This window comes from Janthinobacterium sp. 64, from assembly GCF_002813325.1.
In the GTDB taxonomy this organism is placed as follows: domain Bacteria; phylum Pseudomonadota; class Gammaproteobacteria; order Burkholderiales; family Burkholderiaceae_D; genus Janthinobacterium.
On the sequence record NZ_PHUG01000001.1, the window covers coordinates 3,844,220 to 3,864,682 of the forward strand.

Consider the following 20,463-nt stretch of genomic DNA (forward strand, 5'->3'; position numbering starts at 1 on the left):
CAATGAACAAAAAGATTCTGATTTTGTCCGTCTTCGTGGTCGCCTCCTGCGGCCTCGCCTATGAACTGATCGCCGGCGCCATGTCCAGCTACCTGCTCGGCGACTCCATCCTGCAGTTTTCCACCATCATAGGCTGTTACCTGTTTGCCATGGGTGTGGGCGCTCACTTTTCAAAGTACGTCAAGGACGACGACGTGCTCTCGCGCTTCGTCGATATCGAACTGGCCGTGGGCTTGATCGGCGGCCTGTCGGCGGCGATTCTGTTCATGACGTTTTCGTGGATGGCCGCGCCATTTCGCACCTTATTGTATGTGATGGTGTTCCTGATCGGCGCACTGGTCGGCATGGAAGTGCCGCTGGTGATGCGCGCCCTGAACACGCGCCAGACGGAATTTTCCGAGCTGGTCAGCCGCGTGCTCACCTTCGATTATCTGGGCGCGCTGGCCGTTTCCCTGCTGTTCCCGCTGGTGTTGTCGCCCTACCTGGGTCTGGTGCGCACGGGCTTCTTGTTCGGCATGCTCAATGTGGGCGTGGGCCTGTGGAGCATCTATGTGTTCCGCGCCGAGCTGAAAAATCTCACCGGGCGTTTGCTGCGCGCCTGCGCCGTGCTGCTGCTGCTGATCACCGGCTTTGCCATGTCGGACCGCATGGTGGCTTGGGGAGAACACGGCCTGTTCGGCGACCAGATCGTGTATTCCACCACCACGCCTTACCAGCGCCTGGTGATCACGCGCTGGAAGGACGATACGCGGCTGTACATCAACGGCAATTTGCAGTTTTCCTCGCGCGATGAGTACCGCTATCACGAGGCGCTGGTGCACCCCGTGCTCGAGGCCTTGCCATGGGCACGCCGCGTGCTGGTGCTGGGCGGCGGCGATGGCCTGGCCCTGCGCGAAATCCTGCGTTATCCACAGATCGAACACGTCACCGTGGTCGACCTCGATCCTGCCATGACGGCCGCGTTCACCACGCGCCCGGAGCTGGCAAAATTGAATAACAGCGCGTTCTCGGACAAGCGCGTCACCGTCGTCAATGCCGATGCCGCCGTTTGGTTGCGCAATAACGGCGACATGTTCGACGCGGCCATCGTCGATTTCCCCGACCCATCGAGCTTCGCGCTCGGCAAACTGTATTCTGTGCCGTTCTACGACCTGGTGAAAAAGCACCTGGCGGCCAAGGGCCTGATGGTGGTGCAATCGACGTCGCCGTTTTTTGCCCCGCACGCCTACTGGACCATCAATTCGACCCTGCGCGAAGTGGGCATGCGCACCTGGCCCTATCACGCCTACGTGCCTTCGTTCGGCGAATGGGGTTTTATCCTCGCTTCGCCCCAGCTCGACTACACACCGCCGACGACATACCGCCTGCCCATGCGCTACCTGAATGCGGACACCACGCGCGAAATGTTCATCTTCCCGCCCGATATGCAGCCGCTGCCGATGGCGCCGAATCGTCTCAACACCCAGTCGCTCGTGCATGAATTCGAGCAGGACTGGAACCGGGTGATCCGCTGATGCAGCGCCGCTCCTTCATGCTGTGGGCTGCCGGCGGCACGGCAGCGGCGGCCGCCGGCATCGGCAGCATCGCCGCCTACCTGCGCTGGCAGGAAATCACGCCGAAGGTGCTGTACCCGGGCCGCAGCGAGGGACATTACTTGCGCAAGCTGTTGCGCGAGCGCACGGCGCTGCCGGCGCCCTCGGCAACCATCACCACCGACGTGGCCATCCTCGGCTCCGGCATCGCCGGCCTGACGGCTGCCTGGCGCCTGAACAAGCTGGGGCACCAGGATTTCCTCATGGTCGACGGACCGCAGCCATATGGCAACGCGGCGGGCGGCCACTTCGGCGACCTGGCGTATCCCACGGGCGGCCATTATTTGCCGCTGCCTTCGCCCGAATCGACCCATGTGCGCGAAATCCTGTTCGACCTGGGCATCATCGAGCGCGATCCGCAGGCGGAAAAACCATACTACGACGAGCGCTACATCCTGCACGCTCCCGAAGAGCGCTTGCTGTTCAACGGCCACTGGCAGGAGGGCTTCATTCCCACCGAAGGCGTGCCGCCTGCGGAACTGGCGCAGCATGAACGCTTCTTTGCGCAGGTGGCGCAGCTGCGCCAGGCGCGCGGCAACGATGGCAAGCGCGTGTTTGTCTTTCCCACCGTGGAATCGTCGCAAGACCCGGTCTGGCAGGCGCTCGACACCATCACGTTAAAACAGTGGATGGAGCGCGAAGGCTATACCTCGCCGACCCTGCACTGGTATCTGAATTACTGCTGCCGCGACGACTACGGCACGCGCTACGACCAGGTGTCGGCCTGGGCCGGCTTGCATTACTATTGCAGCCGCTGGGGTCAGGCGGCGAATGCGGGCAATGGCGCCTGGCTGACTTGGCCCGGTGGCATGCAACCCGTGGCCACGGCCATGGAGCAGGCTTCGGGCGTCAAACGTCATGCGGGCACGGTGGTTTCCGTGCAGACGACGGACCAGGGCGTCGAAGCGCTGTGCCTGGAACTGGTCGACGGCCAGCCGCGCACCTACCTGGTCAAGGCGCGCAAGGCCATCTGCGCCATGCCCTTGTATGTGGCTGCCCGCGTAGTGAAAAATATCGCCGGCTATGGCTTTGACGCGAAGCGCGATACGCCCGCGTATGCGCCGTGGATGGTGGCCAATTTTTTACTGAAACGCTTTCCCGACGAACTGCCGCATGCACCGCTATGCTGGGATAACGTGGTGTACCAGGAACCGGGCCTCGGCTATGTCGTCTCGACCCACCAGGATATCCGCGTGCGCCCGCCCGAGAAAACCGTCTTCAGCGCCTACGTGGCCCTGTCCGACCGCACGCCGCAGCAAGCCCGCAAATGGCTCGATACGGCCAGCCCCGAGCAATTGCTGGCGCTGGCCAGCGTGGATTTGCAGACGGCGTATGGCCGCGATTTTGCCAGCTGCGTCGAGCGCGTCGACATCACCGTGCGCGGCCACGCGATGGCCGCTCCCTTGCCGGGATTTCGCAGCAATGCCGGGCTCAAAGCCTTGCGCGAGCACGATGGCGCGATCCTGTTCGCGCATGCGGATTTGTCCGGTTTTTCCGTGTTCGAAGAAGCGGCGTGGTGGGGGGATCGCGCGGCGCGCCTGGCGGCGGCATGACAGATTGAAAGCAGTATCGGATACTTGCTCAAGGTGTCTGAAGATTACCCGATCAAGAGCGAGATACTGCTTCTCGGCTACGGCAGTTACACATATTCCCACCGTTGATGATTGCATGCGCAAGAAAGGCCTGGCCTTTATCCCGGTTTACGTTCCGCTGCATCTGGAACCCTATGATCGACCGGATGTCGCGCGATAACTGCAAGGAAGTCAGTTTTAATTAAGGCATAATCTAAGGCAAACGGGCCGCGCCATCGATGATCGCACGGCCCATTTTTTTGGCAGCATTTGCTTGCAGTGGACTTTTTTCACCACGGTGCAAACATTTTCCACACAGCCAATGCTACCTGCAAAAAACAGCCTATCATGGCCGCGAACAATAGCCCGAGGTGTATCTTTAAGAACACATCCATTTTTTCCTGGCTCACTGCTTGCGGTATCGCTACCGTTTTAAAACGTATACCTTGCCCTGCCAGCAGCAACAGCAAGACAGTTAGTGGAAAGGATTGCAGGGAAATACGCTCGGGATACAGAATCCACGCCATTCCGGCGATAATGGAAAGCAATGCCAACAGATCGCAAAAAATATACAGAAATTTTCTTTTTTGAAATCCTGCCAGCGACGCGAGCAGCACGCCATTTTTCTTCTTTAATAAACGTTCCAGTACCAACCATCGTGAACCTGACTTATCGACGGCTATATGCATTAAAATTTCTCTCTTCAATTCAGACGTATGACTTCCCAGGCAACAGACGGCCGCAATACTGTCACGCAAATATTGCGGCCGGCGTCACTATCAGAAACAGGATAACACGTCAATGGGCATGTTCAGCCCGCTTTATCGCTTCTCTTATCTGATCGAGCAATATGAATTATACGCATACATCGCGCCAGCAGATAGCATGATGGCGCCGCCCAGAGCTTGACCACCTGGCACCATAGCAATGCCCCCTCCCATACCGCCGACGCCTCCCCAGAAACCAGCCGTGCCCGAATAATCGGCAGATGAGATGCTATCCGAGCAAAACATGCGACCGCCCGAAATGTCTTGAATTTCAATATCCGATAAAACTTGCATTCTTACTCCATTAGTTAAATCAACATGGTACTGTCCATGCGCCACGGCCCAGAGAATCAGAGCCTCATTCACTCCATGCACGAACTAAATGCAATGAAATTAGTTGCAGAATAAATTTACACTTGGTAAGTGTCAATAAGACAGCTTCTAGAACCAAGTGCAATACTTTCTCCTGTTAATTTAAGATGTCACAACTTATCAGAAGAATACTCACAAATTGTCACTGGTTGAAAATTTGAACGCGAGATTATTGGATATTTTGAAGAGGCTAGAATTTATGTTGACCTATATGAAACTGGCTGTGACGGTTAAAAATTCCTATTTTTTTTGACTGATAATTTATTGTCTTGCGGAAGTCCGGTGATCGAGTAGAAATTTTTTATTCATGCGATGAAATATCATTTTTATGCTATATTTTTGAAAACTAGATGTGGGTAATGATGAAAATTCAATTTACGGCATCTGGATTTGTCCGCAGGAAAAGTGTCTGGTAGAAGTATATTCTGCGGATTTGCGTCTTTCCAAGGAGAAAATGCCGATTCTTTCGCTCGTGCCGAACCACGCTTTGCACGGTTTATCGTAGTGTCTATTTTAAAAGTACATCATTTTGCGTGACCAATCCAGCACTACGGCCGACGCCACCCGCCCCACCCCACCCGTCCAGCCCCCGTTTCGCCAACAAGCTATCGAGCATCTAGGCAACAAGCAGTACGGCACGGTTTTGTTGGCGCGGCCCGTTAGCCACCTGTTCCTGACCTGGCTGTTCCTGATCATCGCGCTGTTCATCGTGGCGTTCTTCATCTTCTTTAGCACGACACGCAAGGCGCAGTCGCAGGGCGTGCTGCTGCCAACCAGCGGCGTGATCCGTATCATGCCGGGCCAGGCGGGAATCATTGCCGCAGTGCGTGTCAAGGAGGGGCAGGCGGTGCGCGCGGGCGAGGTATTGTTCGTGCTGTCAGGCGAGCGCAGCAGCGCCAATGCTGGAGCTCCCCAGCAAGTCGTCTCAAACCTGCTGAAAAGCCGGCGCGACAGCTACGACGCGGAAATGCAGCAGTCGCGCCTGCAATCGCGCCAGCGCATGGCAGCGGGGCAGCGCCGCGCCAGCGATCTGGCGGCGGAGATCGGCCGCATGGACGACCAGATCGCACTGCAGCAACGACGCATTACCCTGGCGGAACAATCCTACCAGCGCTACGGCGATCTGCACGCCACCAATTACATCTCCTCGGCGCAGTTGCAGGACAAGCAGGCCGAGCTGCTGGACCAGCATCAACGCTTGGCGGAACTGCAGCGCATCAAGTCGGCCAGCGGCCGCGAACTGGCCACCACGGAAGCCGACGTGCGCGACTTGCAGGTGCAGGCGCAGCGCGACACGGAAGGCTTGCAGCGCAATGTCTCCGCCATCGAGCAAGACCTGACGGAGAACGAGGCGCGCCGCGAAATTCTAGTGCGCGCGGCGCAGGATGGCATGGTCACGGCCATCACCACCGAACTTGGCCAGACCGTGGCGGCCAACAGCGTGCTCGCCTCAGTGCTGCCGGCTGGCGCCCAGCTGGAGGCGGAAATCTATGCGCCGTCGCGTTCGGTCGGTTTCATCAAACCGGGCATGACGGTGCTGCTGCGCTACCAGGCGTATCCGTACCAAAAGTTCGGCCAGTATCCGGCACTGGTGCGCGAAGTGGCCAGCACCTCGCTGCGGCCCGAAGAGCTGGCGGTGCCGGGCGCCGTCAGCGGCACGAATGGCGAACCCTTGTACCGCATCCGCTTGAGCTTGCAGCGCCAGAGCGTACAGGCGTATGGCGAAACCCTGCCGTTGAAATCGGGCATGCTGGTCGACGCCAGCGTGCTGTTGGAACAGCGGCGCCTGTATGAATGGGTACTCGAACCCCTGTTCAGCATTTCCGGGCGCTTGTAAGCCTCATATTGATTTTCCACAATACTCATGCACCTTCCTGATCTTGCCCACCTGTCCTTCTGGCGCAGCCAGCGCCTGCCCGTCCTGCTGCAAACGGAAGCGGCCGAATGCGGCCTGGCCTGTCTGTCGATGGTGGCCAGCTACTGGGGCCACCAGACCGATATTTCCAGCATGCGCCGGCGCTTTTCCGTGTCATTGAAAGGCGTGACTTTGAAAGGGCTGATGGCGATGGCACAGGGACTGGCCCTGCATACGCGGCCGTTAAAACTCGACATGCAGCATTTGCCCGAGCTGAAGCTGCCCGCCATCCTGCATTGGGACTTGAACCATTTTGTCGTGCTCAAGTCCGTTTCCGGCAGTCATGCGGTGATCCACGACCCGGCCGTGGGCGAGCGCCGCCTGCCCCTGGCGGAAGTGGCGAAACACTTTACGGGCGTGGCGCTGGAACTGACGCCCACCGCCGAGTTCAAAAAGGCCGAGGAAAAGCAGCAGTTTTCGCTGCTGTCGCTGATGGGCCGGGTGGTGGGCCTCAAGCGCGGCCTGCTGCAACTGCTGGTGCTGGGCCTGGCCTTGCAGGTGTGCGCGCTGGTGGCGCCGTTCTACATGCAGTGGCTGGTCGATGAAGCGCTGCTGGCGGCCGACCGCGACCTGATCACGGTACTCGGTTGCGGCTTTCTGCTGCTGGTGCTGATACAGACGGCGATTGGCGCCGTGCGCTCGTGGATCACCACGGTGCTGGCCACCAATCTGAACTTGCAATGGCTGGGCAATGCCTTTGCCCACCTTTTAAAATTGCCGTTGCCGTATTTCGAGAAGCGCCATACCGGCGACATTGTCTCGCGCTTCAATTCCATCCAGACCATGCAGCGCAGCCTGACGACGCAATTTGTCGAAGGCGCGATCGATGGCGTGCTGGTGCTGGCCACCCTGGGCATGATGCTGCTCTACAGCCCGCTCTTGGCCGGCGTGGCCTGTATCGCGGTGCTGCTGTATGTCTTGCTGCGCTGGGCCATCTTCAAGGCGCTGCGCGAAGCGACCGCCGAGCAGATCATCCACGCCGCCAAGCAGCAGACGCATTTTCTCGAATCGGTGCGCGGCATCCAGAGCATCCGCCTGTTCGGCCGCGCCGCCGAGCGCCGCGCCAGCTGGATGAATGCGCTGGCCGACCAGTTCAATGCCGACCTGCGCATTGCCAAATTATCGGTGTCCTACCAGACGGCCAATACTTTGCTGTTCAGCGCCGAACGGGTGATCGTCATCTGGATGGCGGCGCTGGCCGTGCTGGACAACCGCTTTTCGGTGGGCATGCTGTTCGCCTTCATCAGCTACAAGGACCAGTTCAGCCAGCGCATGGCCAGCCTGGTCGACAAATTATTCGAACTGCGCATGCTGCGCCTGCATGGCGAGAGGGTGGCCGACATCGTCCTGACGGATGCGGAAGAAGATGGCAGCGAGGTCGAAATCGACATGGACGATATCTCGCCATCGATCGAAATCCGCAACCTGGCTTTTCGCTACGCCGACAGCGAACCCTATGTATTGAGTGGCCTCAATCTGAGCATTCCCGCCGGGCAGTGCATCGCCGTCACCGGTCCGTCCGGCTGTGGCAAGACGACCCTCATGAAGTTGCTGCTGGGCTTACTGGAACCGACGGAGGGCGAAATCCTCATCGGCGGCATCCAGCTGGGCAGCCTGGGTTTGACGAACTACCGGCAATTGCTGGGCACGGTCATGCAGGAAGACACCTTGTTCGCCGGCTCGATCGCCGACAACATCAGCTTTTTTGCGCCTGCGCCAGACCAGCAACAAATTCAGGCTTGCGCACAGCTGGCGGCCGTGCATGCCGAGATCGCCGCAATGCCGATGGCCTTCAACACCCTGGTGGGCGACATCGGTAGCGGCCTGTCGGGCGGACAAAAACAGCGCATCCTGCTGGCGCGCGCCCTGTACAAGAATCCGAAACTGCTGGTGCTCGACGAGGCGACCAGTCACCTGGACGTGTGGAATGAAAAAGCGGTGAATGCGGCGATTCAAAAGATTCAGCTGACGCGCGTGATCGTCGCGCATCGTCCGGAAACGATTGCCATGGCGCAGCGTGTGGTGGTACTGCACCAAGGCAAGGTGGTGCAGGATGTGATGCAGGCGGCGCAAGACGCTGCATAAAAAAGGCCGGCGCAAGCGCCGGCCAGAGCCCCCTAAGGCTCGAACCGGTCTACTTGTTTTTGTTGATCACGTCGATGAACACGGCCGCCAGCAGCACCAGGCCCTTGATCACCTGCTGGTAGTCGATGCCGATGCCCATGATGGACATGCCGTTGTTCATCACGCCCATGATGAAGGCGCCGATGACGGCTCCCATCACCTTGCCCACGCCGCCCGAGGCCGAGGCGCCGCCGATGAAGCAGGCGGCGATCACGTCCAGCTCGAATCCTGTTCCTGCCTTCGGCGTGGCCGTGTTCAGGCGCGCCGCGAAGATCAGGCCGGCCAGCGCGGCCAGCATGCCCATGTTGACGAAGGTGTAGAAGCTGACCCGTTCCGTCTTGATGCCGGACAGGCGCGCCGCCTTTTCGTTGCCGCCCACGGCATACACGCGCCGGCCCAGCACGGTGCGGTTGGTAATGAAGGTGTAGGCGACGATCAGCAGCGACATCACGGCCAGCACGTTGGGAAAACCGCGGTACGACGCCAGCAGGTAGCTGAAGTACACCATCACGGCGGCGAACACGCCGTTTTTCAGCAGGAAGAAGGCGCGTGGCTCGTTTTCCATGCCGTGTTTCAGTTGCTTGGCGCGGCTGCGCAGCGAGGTGATGATCAGCGCTGCGGCGGCGATCACGCCCAGCAGCAGCGACAGGCCGCGCAGATTCTCTCCGCCGAACGGATCGGGCAAAAAGCCCGAGCTGAGCATCTGGAAGCCTTCCGGGAAAGGGCCGACCGACTGGCCCGCGAGCAGCGCCAGGGTCAGGCCCTTGAATACCAGCATGCCGGCCAGGGTGACGATAAAGGACGGGATCTTGAAGAAGGCGACAAAATAGCCTTGCGCGCCGCCGATGACGGCGCCGGCCAGCAGGCAGATGATGCTGGCGGCGACAAAATTCATGTTGTAGTTGACGATCAGGACGGCCGCCAGCGCGCCGACGAAGCCGACTACCGAGCCGACGGACAAATCGATATGGCCGGCCACGATGACCATCAGCATGCCCAGCGCCATGATGACGATGTAGCTGTTTTGCAGCACCAGGTTGGTCAGGTTCAGCGGCTGCATCAGGGTGCCGTCGGTCATGTACTGGAAAAAGCCCATGATGACGATCAGCGAGAGCAGCATTCCGTAGTCGCGCATATTGTTCTTCAAAAAGCCGGCATAGCTTTTCGCTTGCGGCGCGGCCGCTGGTGCTGCTGCTGCCGGCGCGCCCGCTGTCAGTTTATTGTCCATTGTTTTCTCCGTGTGTAACGATCGCGCGCATGATGCGCTCCTGCGATGCTTCTGCCGCGCTCAGTTCTGCCGCGAAGCGGCCTTCGTTCATGACATAGATCCGGTCGCACATGCCCAGCAATTCCGGCATTTCCGAGGAAATCATGATGATGCATTTGCCTTCGGCGGCCAGCTCGCTGATGATGCTGTAGATCTCGTATTTGGCGCCCACGTCGATGCCGCGGCTCGGTTCATCGAGGATCAGCACGTCGGGGCGCGAAAACAGCCACTTCGCCAGCACCACTTTCTGCTGGTTGCCGCCGGACAGATTGACCACCTTTTGCGCCACGCTCGAGCAACGGGTCTTGAGCTTGCGGCGGAAATCCTCGGCCACGCCGAATTCACGCTGCTCGTCGATCACCATGTGCCTGGAAATCGCATCGAGGTTGGCCAGGCTGGTGTTCTTCTGGATGTCTTCTTCGAGGATCAGGCCCAGGCCCTTGCGGTCTTCCGTGACATACGCGAGGCCGTGGGCGATCGCCTTGCCGATGGTGCTGACGTCGATCTCCTGGCCATTCTTGAGTACCGTGCCGCTGATGCGCTGGCCGTAGGCGCGCCCGAAAATGCTCATCGCCAGTTCCGTGCGCCCGGAGCCCATCAAGCCGGCGATGCCGATGATCTCTCCCTTTTTCGCGTGCATATTGATGCCCTTGATGACGGGGCGGTCGGCATGCTCGGGATGGAAGACGCGCCAGTCGCGCACTTCGAAAATGGTCTCGCCTATCGTCGGCGTGCGCGGTGGATAGCGGTCGGCCATTTCGCGCCCGACCATTTTTTCAATGATGCGGTCTTCGCTGACGGGTTCGACGCGGCAGTCGAAACTGTCGACCGTGTTCCCGTCGCGCAGCACCGTGATGGCATCGGCGACTCTTGAAATTTCATTGAGCTTGTGCGAGATCAGGATCGAGGCGATGCCCTGCGCTTTCAGGCCCAGCAGCAGGTCGAGCAAGGCCGCGCTGTCGCTTTCGTTCAGGCTGGCCGTCGGCTCGTCGAGGATCAAGAGCTTGACGTCCTTGCACAGCGCCTTGGCGATTTCGATCAGCTGCTGCTTGCCCACGCCCAGGTTGGTGATCAGGGTGTCCGGGGACTCTTTCAGGCCGACTTTGTGCAGCAGTTCGCGCGTCTTGCTTTGCGCGTATTCCCAGTCGATGACGCCCATGCGGGACGGTTCGTTGCCGAGGAAGATATTCTCGGCGATCGACAGCTGGGGCACCAGCGCCAGTTCCTGGTGGATGATGATGATGCCGATTTCTTCGCTGTCCTTGATGCCGCGGAAGTGCCGCGTCTGGCCCAGGTAATCGATGTCGCCCGTATAGCTGCCATGGCCGTAGACGCCGCTCAGCACTTTCATCAGGGTCGATTTGCCGGCGCCGTTTTCGCCGACGATGGCGTGGATCTCGCCGCTGCGTACCCGCAGGTTGACATTGTCGAGCGCAACGACGCCCGGGAATGTTTTGCGTATCCCGCGCATTTCCAGGATAGTGTTCGTCATATAACCTCTCTGGCACGGCCGCGCTGGTCGGCATCGGTCGTGCGGCAGTCTTGTTCTTGATCGTGCATGAAGCGAAAGGCCCGGCAGCGCCGGGCCTTCAGTACCGTCGATGCTTATTTCACTTGCGCTTCCGTGTAGTAGCCGCTGCCGGTGACGAGCACCTGCTTCCAGTTCGCCTTGTCGACGGTGACGGGTTTGAGCAGGTAGGACGGCACCACCTTGACGCCGTTGTTATAGGTCTTGGTATCGTTGACGGCCGGCGTTTTGCCGCTCATCATCGCGTCGACCATGTTGGCCGTGACCTTGGCCAGTTCGCGCGTGTCCTTGAACACGGTCGATGCCTGTTCGCCGCGGATGATCGATTTCACCGACGGGATTTCCGCATCCTGGCCCGTCACGACGGGAAACGGTTGTTTCGGCGTGCCGTAGCCGACGCCCTTGAGCGAGGACAGAATGCCGATGCTCAAGCCGTCATACGGCGACAGCACCGCGTCGACGCGCGCATTGCCGTAGTAGGCGCTGAGCAGGTTGTCCATGCGCGCTTGCGCCACGGCGCCATCCCAGCGCAGGGTGGCGACCTTTTCCATGCCCATCTGCTTCGAGCGCACCACCAGCTTGCCGCTGTCGATGTACGGTTTCAGTACCGACATGGCGCCGTTGTAGAAGAAGTGCGCGTTGTTGTCGTCGGCCGAGCCGCCGAACAGTTCGATATTGAACGGGCCCTTGCCCTCCTTGAGTTTCAGCGCCGATTCGATATAGCCCGCCTGCAGCACGCCGACCTGGAAGTTGTCGAAGGTGGCGTAGTAATCGATGTTTTTCGTGCCGCGGATCAGACGGTCATACGAGATGACCTTGATGCCCTTGTCGGCCGCTTTTTGCAGCACGTTCGACAAGGTGGTGCCGTCGATGGCGGCAATCACCAGCACCTTGGCGCCCTTGGTGATCATGTTTTCCACCTGCGCCAGCTGGTTCGGGATATCGTCGTCGGCAAACTGCAAGTCCGTCTTGTAGCCGCGCTCCTTGAATACCTTGACCATGTTGTCGCCGTCGGCGATCCAGCGCATGGACGACTTGGTTGGCATCGAGATGCCGATCGCGCCCTTGTCGGCGGCGCTAGCCACGGGCATTACCGCCATGCCGGAGATGGCCAGCGCCAGGCTCGCGGTCAGCATTTTCATTGTTGTTTTCATTTCAGGTCTCCACCGTCTTCGATAGTTGAATGTGCCAGGGCCGTCGTCCCAGTGGGCGGGCTCCGTGCGGATGGCCGATTGCAGGCCACGGCTGATACTAGTTTGTCCATCCATCCCTCACCAATCACTTTTTTCGCATTCGCGATATCCAAAACGATATCGATGGGCTGATTGATGCAATGCGCCATGGCGCGCCTTTTCGCCTGCGCACAGGGCGAAAACGGGGGCCGGGCGGCGGCTTTTTTTGGTGCGCTGCAATACCAATAATCATCATGCAATTTGGTGATTTTCGTAATTGCGGCGACACAGGTCGGCGCGCAGAATCGGTCCGGACTTGAAGACCGGCCATCCCGTCACGACCTTTTGAAAGCTTGCCATGCAGCCGATTTCCCCCGCTTCCCTGTTGCCCGCCGACCTGGCGCAGGCCCTCCTTGTCGGCCGCATCTGGCGTGACGGTCCGTGCGTCGTCGCCGTGCGCGGCGGCGAGGTGGTCGACCTCACGCAGACGGTAGCGACGGTGGCCGAACTGTTCGAGCGCAGCGATGCGCTCGATATCGCCCGCCATGCGCCCGGCATCGCGCTCGGCCCCGTGCAGGCGCTGCTGGCGCAGGCGCTGGCCGCGCCGGCCGGTGAACCGCTGTTGCTGGCGCCATGCGACCTGCAGGCCGTCAAGGCTTGCGGCGTGACTTTCGCCGTCAGCCTGCTCGAACGGGTGATCGAGGAACAGGCGGGCGGCGACGCGGCGCGCGCGGCGAGCCTGCGCACCGCCCTGCAAACGACCCTGGGCGGCGATTTGTCGGCATTGAAGCCTGGCTCGGATGCGGCGCAGCGCCTGAAACAGCAGCTGCAGCAGCGAGGCGCCTGGTCGCAATACATGGAAGTGGGCATCGGCCCCGATGCGGAAGTGTTTACCAAGGCGCAGCCGATGTCGTCGGTGGGCTGCGGCGCGCAGGTGGGCTTGCTGCCATCGTCCGCCTGGAACAACCCGGAGCCCGAGATCGTCCTGGCCGTCAATAGCCGCGGCGAGGTGCTGGGAGCGACCCTGGGCAACGACGTCAACCTGCGCGACATCGAAGGGCGCAGCGCCCTCTTGCTGGGCAAGGCCAAGGATAACAACGGTTCCTGCGCCATCGGCCCCTTCATTCGCCTGTTCGACGAGCACTTCACGCTCGATACCGTGCGCCAGGCGGAAGTGTCGCTGCTGATCGAAGGCGCGGACGACGGCTTCGTGCTCGAAGGCGCCAGCTTCATGCGCGAGATCAGCCGCGACCCGCTCGACCTGGTGCGCCAGACGGCAGGCCAGTACCACCAGTATCCGGACGGTTTCATGCTCTTCCTGGGCACCATGTTCTCGCCCGTGAAGGACCGCGGCGCGCAGGGCGGCGGCTTTACGCACCACCTGGGCGACCGGGTGACGATTGCCAGCGCTTCGCTGGGCGCGCTGGTCAACGAGGTGCAGCGCTGCGATGCGATCGCTCCCTGGACGTTCGGCGTGCGCGCGCTGTACCAGAACCTGGCGCAACGCGGCGTGCTTTGATCCGATTATTTTAAAAAGAGAGACACCATGCAGCATGCAACTTACCCTAGCCTGGCCGGCAAGCGCGTCGTCATCACGGGCGGCGGCACCGGCATCGGCGTGGCCATCGTCGAGGCGTTCGCGCGCCAGGGCGCCCACGTCACTTTTCTCGATATCGCCCGCGAGGCGTCGCTGGCGCTGCAGGACAAGCTGGCCCACCTGCCGCAGCCGCCCGTTTTCCGCTATTGCGACCTGACGGACCTGGGCGCCCTGGCCGCTACCTTCGCCGAGATCGCACACAGCGCGGGCGCCACGGATATCCTCATCAACAATGCGGCCAATGACGACCGCCACCAGCTGCAGGACGTCACGCCCGCCTACTGGGACGAGCGCATGGCCGTCAACCTGCGCCACCAGTATTTCTGCGCCCAGGCCGTGGCGCCGGCCATGCGCGCCAAGGGCAGTGGCGTGATCCTCAACCTGGGCTCGATTTCCTGGCACCTGGCGCAAGCGCGCCTGTCGATCTACATGACGGCCAAAGCCGGCATCGAGGGCTTGACGCGCGGCCTGGCGCGCGACCTGGGCGTCGACGGCATCCGCGTCAACTGCATCATTCCCGGCGCCGTGCGCACGCCGCGCCAGGAAAAGCTGTGGCATACGCCGGAAGCGGAAGCCGTGATCCTGCAGGGCCAATGCCTGCAGCTGCGCGTGGAGCCGGAAGACGTGGCGGCGCTGGCGCTGTTCCTCGCGTCCGACAATGCGGCCAAGTGCGCGGGACGCGAATACTACGTCGACGCAGGCTGGTACGGCGCATGAGCACCTCGGATAAACACCCGGCGCGGCGCTTCCGCTCGCAGGACTGGTTCGACAATCCCGACCACATCGACATGACGGCGCTGTACCTGGAGCGCTTCATGAACTATGGGATCACGGCCGAGGAACTGCGCTCGGGCCGGCCCATCATCGGCATTGCGCAAAGCGGCAGCGACATCAGCCCCTGCAACCGCATCCACCTGGAACTGGCCCAGCGCGTGCGCGACGGCATCCGCGACGCGGGCGGCATCCCGATGGAATTCCCGCTGCACCCGATTTTTGAAAATTGCCGCCGTCCCACGGCCGCGCTGGACCGCAACCTCGCGTATCTGGGCCTGGTGGAAATCCTGCATGGCTACCCGATCGACGCCGTGGTGCTGACGACGGGCTGTGACAAGACGACGCCGGCCCAGCTGATGGCCGCCGCCACGGTGGACATTCCCGCCATCGTGCTGTCGGGTGGCCCCATGCTCGACGGCTGGATGGACGGCGAACTGGTCGGTTCCGGCGCCGCCATCTGGAAGGGCCGCCGCCAGCTGTCCGCCGGCTTGATCGACAACGACAAATTCCTGCAGATCGCCGCCGCCTCGGCGCCGTCGGCCGGCCATTGCAACACCATGGGCACGGCATCGACCATGAATGCGCTGGCTGAGGCGCTGGGCATGTCCCTGACGGGCTGCTCGGCGATTCCCGCGCCGTACCGCGAACGGGGCCAGATCGCCTATGCAACGGGGCGCCGCATCGTCGCCATGGCGCATGAGGACGTGCGCCCGTCGAGCATTCTCACGCGCGAGGCGTTCCTGGACGCCATCATCGTCAACGCGGCCATCGGCGGTTCCACCAACGCCCAGCCGCACCTGATGGCCATGGCGCGCCATGCGGGCGTGGAATTGCACTCGAGCGACTGGATGGAACACGGCTACGACGTGCCGCTGCTGTTGAACATGCAACCGGCCGGGAAGTATCTGGGCGAGCGCTTCCACCGCGCCGGCGGCGTGCCGGCCGTGATGTGGGAGCTGCAGCAGGCGGGCTTGCTGCACGCGGACCGGTTGACGGTCACGGGCCAGACGATGGCGGCGAACCTGGCCGGACGCGAAAGCGCGGACCGCGAGATGATCCGCCCGTTTACGGCGCCGCTGAAGGAAAAGGCCGGTTTCATGGCCTTGCAGGGCAACCTGTTTGATTTTGCCATCATGAAGACCAGCGTGATCTCGCCCGCTTTCCGCGAGCGCTACCTGTCGCGTCCCGGCAGCGAAGGCGTATTCGAGGCGCGCGCCATCGTTTTCGATGGTTCTGCCGACTACCACGCGCGCATCAACGACCCGGTGCTCGACATCGACGACAGCTGCATGCTGGTCATGCGCGGCGCCGGTCCCGTGGGCTGGCCCGGTTCGGCCGAAGTGGTCAACATGCAGCCGCCCGACGCCTTGCTCAAGGCCGGCATTCTGAACTTGCCGACCCTGGGCGACGGGCGCCAGTCGGGCACCTCGGACAGCCCGTCGATTTTGAACGCGTCGCCGGAAAGCGCCGTGGGCGGCGGCCTGGCGCTGCTGCGCACGGGCGACATCATCCGCGTGGACTTGAACGCGGGCCAGTGCGACATGCTGGTCGATGCGGCTGAGCTGGCGCTCCGCGCCAAAGAGCTGCCGCCGTCCGTCAACGACAGCGCCACGCCGTGGCAGGAGCTCTACCGCGCCAGCGTGGGCCAGCTGGAAACGGGCGCCTGCATGGAGCTGGCGCTGAAATACCGCGCCGTGGGCCAGACCCTGCCGCGCCATAACCATTAGCAGGCAGGTCGGGGTAGGTCGGCTTAGCGCTCCGCGCGTAAGCCGACACCACCACAGACATAAAATTTTTCAGCAGTACCCGTAGTGAAAAAACGTTGTTAATAAAATCCACAAGGAGACACACAATGAACAAGATCATCAGTGCAGCCATCATGACCGCCATGCTGGCATTGAGCAGCAGCGCTGCCCTGGCCGATGCGAAAAACCCGAAGATTGGCTTTTCCATCGACGATTTGCGCGTGGAGCGCTGGACGCGCGACCGCGATTTCTTCATCGCCGCCGCCGAGAAGCAGGGCGCCAAGGTCTTCGTGCAATCGGCCGACGCCAGCGAGCAGCGCCAGATTTCGCAAATCGAAAACCTGATCTCGCGCGGCGTGGACGTGCTGGTGATCGTACCGTTCAACGCCACTGTGCTCAACAACACCGTCAAGGAAGCGAAAAAGGCCGGCATCAAGGTGCTGTCGTATGACCGCCTGATCCTGAACGCCGATATCGACGCCTACATCTCGTTCGACAACGAGAAAGTGGGCGAGATGCAGGCCGAAGGCGTGACCAAGCTGCAGCCGAAGGGCAATTACTATTTGCTGGGCGGCTCGCCGACCGACAACAACGCCAAGATGCTGCGCGAAGGCCAGATGAAGGTACTCAAACCGTTCATCGACAAGGGCGACATCAAGATCGTCGGCCAGCAGTGGGTGAAGGATTGGAGCGCCACCGAAGCGCTGTCCATCGTGGAAAACGCGCTGACGGCCAACGGCAACAAGATCGACGCCATCGTCGCCTCGAACGACGGCACGGCCGGCGGCGCCATCCAGGCCCTGGCTGCGCAAAAACTGGCCGGCAAGGTGCCGGTCTCGGGCCAGGATGCCGACCTGGCGGCCGTGAAACGCGTCATCGCCGGCACGCAGTCGATGACGGTCTACAAGCCGTTGAAAACCATCGCATCGGAAGCGGCCAAGCTGGCCATCCAGCTGGCGCGCAATGAAAAGCCGGCCTACAACTCCAGCTATGACAACGGCCTGAAAAAAGTCAGCACGGTGCTGCTGAAACCAACGCCGCTGACCAAGGCGAATGTGAACATTCTCGTCGATGACGGTTTTTATACCAAAGCGCAGCTGGGTAATTGATTGCCCGCTTGATGTCGGTTCGCGTTGGCAGTAGGTCGGATTAGCGCAGCGTAATCCGACAATCGCCGACTCCGGCAACGCCGGTGGCGGTGTCGGCTTACGCGCTGCGCGCTAAGCCGACCTACTCCTGCGATTGCCCGCATCGGCCGTCATCCGTCATTTTTTCCGTATCCGCAACGAGAGTGAGCATGTCCGACTATCTGCTTGAAATGAAAGGCATCGTCAAACAGTTTGGCGGTGTCCGCGCGCTTGACGGCATCGACCTGCAGGTGCGGGCCGGCGAGTGCATCGGCTTGTGCGGCGAGAATGGCGCCGGCAAGTCGACCCTGATGAAGGTGCTGTCCGGCGTGTACCCGCACGGCACCTGGGATGGCGAGATCCTGTGGGAGGGCCAGCCTCTGCGCGCGCAATCGATCCGCGACACGGAAGACGCGGGCATCATCATCATCCATCAGGAACTGATGCTGGTGCCGCAGCTGTCGGTGGCCGAGAATATCTTCATGGGCCGCGAGCTCACCCTGCCCGGCGGGCGCATGCATTACGCGGCCATGTACAAGCGCGCCGACGAGCTGCTGCGCGAACTGAAAATTCCCGAACTGAACGTGGCGCAGCCCGTGATGAATTACGGCGGCGGCCACCAGCAGCTGGTGGAAATCGCCAAGGCGCTCAACAAGAATGCGCGCCTGCTGATCCTCGACGAGCCGTCGTCGTCGCTGACGGCGTCGGAAATCGCCGTGCTGCTCGATATCCTGCGCGCGCTGAAAGCCAAGGGCGTCACCTGCATCTACATTTCGCACAAGCTCGATGAAGTGGCGGCCATCTGCGACACCATCGTCGTCATCCGCGACGGCAAGCATATCGCCACCACGCCGATGGCGCAGATGAACGTCGAGCGCATCATCGCGCAGATGGTGGGCCGCGAAATGAGCCAGCTGTATCCGCAGCGCGCGCAGCCAGCACCTATCGGCGAAGTGCTGTTCGAGGCGCGCCACGTAACGTGCATCGATGCCGACAACCCGCAGCGCAAGCGGGTCGACGACGTCTCATTCACCCTGCGCAAAGGCGAGATCCTCGGCATCGCCGGCCTGGTGGGGGCGGGGCGCACGGAGCTGGTCTCGGCCCTGTTCGGCGCCTACCAGGGGCCGTGCCAGGCCGAAGTGTGGCTTGATGGCCGCAAGATCGATACCCGTTCGCCGCAAAAGGCCATCGCCATGGGCCTGGCCATGGTGCCGGAAGACCGCAAGCACCACGGCATCGTGCCCGACCTCGACGTGGGGCAGAACATCACCCTGGCCGTGCTGGAGGAATTCGCGCGCGCCACGCGCATCGATGGCGAGGCGGAATTGACGGCCGTGCGCGGCGAGATCGCCCAGCTGGAACTGAAGGCGGCCAGCCCGTCGCTGCCCATCACGAGCCTGTCGGGCGGTAACCAGCAAAAGGCCGTGCTGGCCAAGATGCTGCTGACGCGCCCGCGCGTACTGATCCTCGACGAACCCACGCGCGGCGTGGACGTGGGCGCCAAATATGAAATCTACAAATTGATGCTGGCGCTGGCCGACCAGGGCGTGGCCATCATCATGGTCTCGTCGGAACTGGCCGAAGTGCTGGGCGTGTCCGACCGCGTGCTGGTGATGGGCGAAGGCCGCCTGCGCGGCGACTTTATCAACGATGGCCTGAGCCAGGAAACCGTGCTGGCGGCCGCGCTCGACCAGCGTCCGGCGCCCGCCGCCAACACCGCAAACAAGGAAACCGCAGCATGAAACCGCACAGTATCAAACAGCTGTTCACCCAATACAAGATGCTGGCCCTATTGATCGCCGTGGCGCTGATCTGGGCCTTCTTTTCGTGGAAGACGCAGGGCAGTTTCCTCACGCCGCGCAACCTGTCTAACCTGCTGCGCCAGATGTCCGTCACCGGCATCCTCGCCTGCGGCATGGTGCTGGTGATTATCGCCGGCGAGATCGACCTGTCGATCGGCTCCCTGCTGGGGCTACTCGGCGGCATCGCCGCCGTGCTGGACGTCACGCAGCACTGGCCGCTGGCCTTGAACCTGGCGGCCGTACTCGGCTGCGGCCTGGTGATCGGTTTGCTCAATGGCTACCTGACGGCGTACCGGGGCATCCCATCCTTCATCGTGGGCCTGGGCGGCATGCTGGCGTATCGCGGCGTTTTGCTCGGCATCACGGGCGGTATCACCATCGCGCCCGTTTCCGAGCCGATGGTCTACCTGGGACAGGGCTATCTGCCCGCGGTGCCCGGCATCGTGCTGGGCATCGGCCTGTTCCTGCTGGCCGCCTTTTTGACGTGGCGCGCGCGCGCCAGCCGCGCGCAGCATGGCTTGCCGCAGACGGCGCCGTGGGCCGACGGCTTGCGCCTGGCCGTCATCGGCGCCGTGCTGTACGCCTTCGTGCAAACCCTGAACGGCTATGAAGGCATCCCGCTGCCCGTGCTGTTGCTGCTGGCGCTCTTGGGCCTGTTCAGCTACATCACCAGCCAGACCGTGTTTGGCCGCCGCATCTACGCCGTGGGCAGCAATATGGAAGCGACGCGCCTGTCCGGCATCAACGTGAAAGCCGTCAAGCTGTGGATCTTCGGCATCATGGGCCTGATGTGCGCGCTGGCTGGCCTGATCAATACGGGCCGCCTGGCGGCCGGTTCCCCATCGGCCGGCACCTTCAGCGAACTCGATGCCATCGCCGCCTGCTTCATCGGCGGCACCTCGATGCGCGGCGGCTCGGGCACCGTGTACGGCGCCCTGATCGGCGCGCTGGTCATGGCCAGCCTCGATAACGGCATGTCCATGCTGGACGTGGACACCTACTGGCAGATGATCGTGAAAGGCAGTATCCTCACTTTGGCCGTGTGGGTCGATGTCAGCACGCGAGCGGGGCGTAGATAGCCGTGAAACGATCTGGCACGGGAGGAGACAC

General features: G+C 61.7%; 15 protein-coding genes. 10 read left to right on the top strand and 5 right to left on the bottom strand.

What is annotated here, in order from left to right:
- Window positions 1–2 precede the first annotated feature (2 nt).
- Together CLU91_RS16870 and CLU91_RS16875 are read left to right on the top strand one after the other, a co-directional pair.
- Entirely contained in the window at window positions 3–1,514 is a 1,512-nt protein-coding gene (locus tag CLU91_RS16870; RefSeq protein ID WP_100875081.1) for a polyamine aminopropyltransferase, read from the top strand.
- Complete coding sequence (locus CLU91_RS16875; protein WP_100875082.1) at window positions 1,514–3,145, top strand: NAD(P)/FAD-dependent oxidoreductase; 1,632 nt, start codon at window positions 1,514–1,516, stop codon at window positions 3,143–3,145. Before CLU91_RS16870 ends, CLU91_RS16875 begins: the two co-directional genes overlap by 1 nt.
- A 308-nt stretch (window positions 3,146–3,453) precedes the next feature.
- Here the strand turns inward: CLU91_RS16875 and CLU91_RS16880 are convergent, their stop codons facing one another.
- On the bottom strand, window positions 3,454–3,852 hold the full coding sequence (locus CLU91_RS16880) for a hypothetical protein (RefSeq protein WP_157814715.1): 399 nt from the start codon (window positions 3,850–3,852) through the stop codon (window positions 3,454–3,456).
- Between the two features lie 144 nt (window positions 3,853–3,996).
- A complete protein-coding gene (locus CLU91_RS27915; RefSeq protein WP_157814716.1) occupies window positions 3,997–4,224 on the bottom strand; it encodes a hypothetical protein in 228 nt (75 codons plus the stop codon).
- A 724-nt stretch (window positions 4,225–4,948) separates the two neighbouring features.
- On the opposite strand from CLU91_RS27915, the gene CLU91_RS16885 reads away from it, so the two are divergent.
- Together CLU91_RS16885 and CLU91_RS16890 are read left to right on the top strand one after the other, a co-directional pair.
- Window positions 4,949–6,139 (top strand): HlyD family secretion protein, encoded by a 1,191-nt coding sequence (locus tag CLU91_RS16885; RefSeq protein ID WP_232730779.1) that lies wholly within the window; start codon window positions 4,949–4,951, stop codon window positions 6,137–6,139.
- A gap of 27 nt (window positions 6,140–6,166) precedes the next feature.
- On the top strand, window positions 6,167–8,302 hold the full coding sequence (locus tag CLU91_RS16890; RefSeq protein WP_100875084.1) for a peptidase domain-containing ABC transporter: 2,136 nt from the start codon (window positions 6,167–6,169) through the stop codon (window positions 8,300–8,302).
- A 49-nt stretch (window positions 8,303–8,351) separates the two neighbouring features.
- On the opposite strand, the gene mmsB is transcribed toward CLU91_RS16890, so the two are convergent.
- The 3 genes from mmsB to chvE all read right to left on the bottom strand — a co-directional run bounded on the left by mmsB (window position 8,352) and on the right by chvE (window position 12,236).
- Window positions 8,352–9,569, bottom strand: coding sequence for a multiple monosaccharide ABC transporter permease (gene mmsB / locus CLU91_RS16895; RefSeq protein WP_100875085.1), 1,218 nt, complete (start codon window positions 9,567–9,569; stop codon window positions 8,352–8,354).
- Window positions 9,559–11,100, bottom strand: a complete 1,542-nt coding sequence (gene mmsA / locus CLU91_RS16900; protein ID WP_100875086.1) for a multiple monosaccharide ABC transporter ATP-binding protein — start codon at window positions 11,098–11,100, stop codon at window positions 9,559–9,561. The genes mmsB and mmsA overlap by 11 nt, the downstream gene beginning before the upstream one ends.
- 113 nt (window positions 11,101–11,213) lie before the next feature.
- Window positions 11,214–12,236: a multiple monosaccharide ABC transporter substrate-binding protein gene (gene chvE / locus CLU91_RS16905; RefSeq protein WP_232730935.1), complete on the bottom strand. Its 1,023-nt coding sequence runs from the start codon at window positions 12,234–12,236 to the stop codon at window positions 11,214–11,216.
- A gap of 430 nt (window positions 12,237–12,666) precedes the next feature.
- Here chvE and CLU91_RS16910 point away from each other — a divergent pair, with 430 nt between their 5' ends.
- The 6 genes from CLU91_RS16910 to CLU91_RS16935 all read left to right on the top strand — a co-directional run bounded on the left by CLU91_RS16910 (window position 12,667) and on the right by CLU91_RS16935 (window position 20,432).
- Window positions 12,667–13,827, top strand: a complete 1,161-nt coding sequence (locus CLU91_RS16910) for a fumarylacetoacetate hydrolase family protein (RefSeq protein ID WP_100875088.1) — start codon at window positions 12,667–12,669, stop codon at window positions 13,825–13,827.
- Between the two features lie 27 nt (window positions 13,828–13,854).
- Complete coding sequence (locus CLU91_RS16915; RefSeq protein ID WP_100875089.1) at window positions 13,855–14,622, top strand: SDR family NAD(P)-dependent oxidoreductase; 768 nt, start codon at window positions 13,855–13,857, stop codon at window positions 14,620–14,622.
- Window positions 14,619–16,406, top strand: a complete 1,788-nt coding sequence (locus CLU91_RS16920; RefSeq protein WP_100875090.1) for an IlvD/Edd family dehydratase — start codon at window positions 14,619–14,621, stop codon at window positions 16,404–16,406. Before CLU91_RS16915 ends, CLU91_RS16920 begins: the two co-directional genes overlap by 4 nt.
- A 152-nt stretch (window positions 16,407–16,558) precedes the next feature.
- Window positions 16,559–17,533 carry a D-xylose ABC transporter substrate-binding protein gene (gene xylF / locus CLU91_RS16925; RefSeq protein ID WP_099764341.1) on the top strand — a complete coding sequence of 325 codons (975 nt, stop codon included), beginning with the start codon at window positions 16,559–16,561 and terminating at the stop codon, window positions 17,531–17,533.
- Between the two features lie 188 nt (window positions 17,534–17,721).
- Window positions 17,722–19,293 (top strand): D-xylose ABC transporter ATP-binding protein, encoded by a 1,572-nt coding sequence (xylG, locus tag CLU91_RS16930; RefSeq protein ID WP_100875091.1) that lies wholly within the window; start codon window positions 17,722–17,724, stop codon window positions 19,291–19,293.
- A complete protein-coding gene (locus tag CLU91_RS16935; protein ID WP_100875092.1) occupies window positions 19,290–20,432 on the top strand; it encodes a sugar ABC transporter permease in 1,143 nt (380 codons plus the stop codon). Before xylG ends, CLU91_RS16935 begins: the two co-directional genes overlap by 4 nt.
- Window positions 20,433–20,463: the final 31 nt, after the last annotated feature.

Bases quoted from the DNA above. Each gene is read 5' to 3' on its own strand.
- xylF (WP_099764341.1), top strand. From the start codon at position 16,559: ATGACCGCCATGCTGGCATTGAGCAGCAGCGCTGCCCTGGCCGATGCG.
- CLU91_RS16870 (WP_100875081.1), top strand. From the start codon at position 3: ATGAACAAAAAGATTCTGATTTTGTCCGTCTTCGTGGTCGCCTCCTGC.
- CLU91_RS16935 (WP_100875092.1), top strand. From the start codon at position 19,290: ATGAAACCGCACAGTATCAAACAGCTGTTCACCCAATACAAGATGCTG.
- CLU91_RS16890 (WP_100875084.1), top strand. From the start codon at position 6,167: ATGCACCTTCCTGATCTTGCCCACCTGTCCTTCTGGCGCAGCCAGCGC.
- mmsB (WP_100875085.1), bottom strand. From the start codon at position 9,569: ATGGACAATAAACTGACAGCGGGCGCGCCGGCAGCAGCAGCACCAGCG.
- CLU91_RS16920 (WP_100875090.1), top strand. From the start codon at position 14,619: ATGAGCACCTCGGATAAACACCCGGCGCGGCGCTTCCGCTCGCAGGAC.
- mmsA (WP_100875086.1), bottom strand. From the start codon at position 11,100: ATGACGAACACTATCCTGGAAATGCGCGGGATACGCAAAACATTCCCG.
- CLU91_RS16910 (WP_100875088.1), top strand. From the start codon at position 12,667: ATGCAGCCGATTTCCCCCGCTTCCCTGTTGCCCGCCGACCTGGCGCAG.
- CLU91_RS16880 (WP_157814715.1), bottom strand. From the start codon at position 3,852: ATGCATATAGCCGTCGATAAGTCAGGTTCACGATGGTTGGTACTGGAA.
- chvE (WP_232730935.1), bottom strand. From the start codon at position 12,236: ATGGCGGTAATGCCCGTGGCTAGCGCCGCCGACAAGGGCGCGATCGGC.
- CLU91_RS16915 (WP_100875089.1), top strand. From the start codon at position 13,855: ATGCAGCATGCAACTTACCCTAGCCTGGCCGGCAAGCGCGTCGTCATC.
- CLU91_RS16875 (WP_100875082.1), top strand. From the start codon at position 1,514: ATGCAGCGCCGCTCCTTCATGCTGTGGGCTGCCGGCGGCACGGCAGCG.
- CLU91_RS27915 (WP_157814716.1), bottom strand. From the start codon at position 4,224: ATGCAAGTTTTATCGGATATTGAAATTCAAGACATTTCGGGCGGTCGC.
- xylG (WP_100875091.1), top strand. From the start codon at position 17,722: ATGTCCGACTATCTGCTTGAAATGAAAGGCATCGTCAAACAGTTTGGC.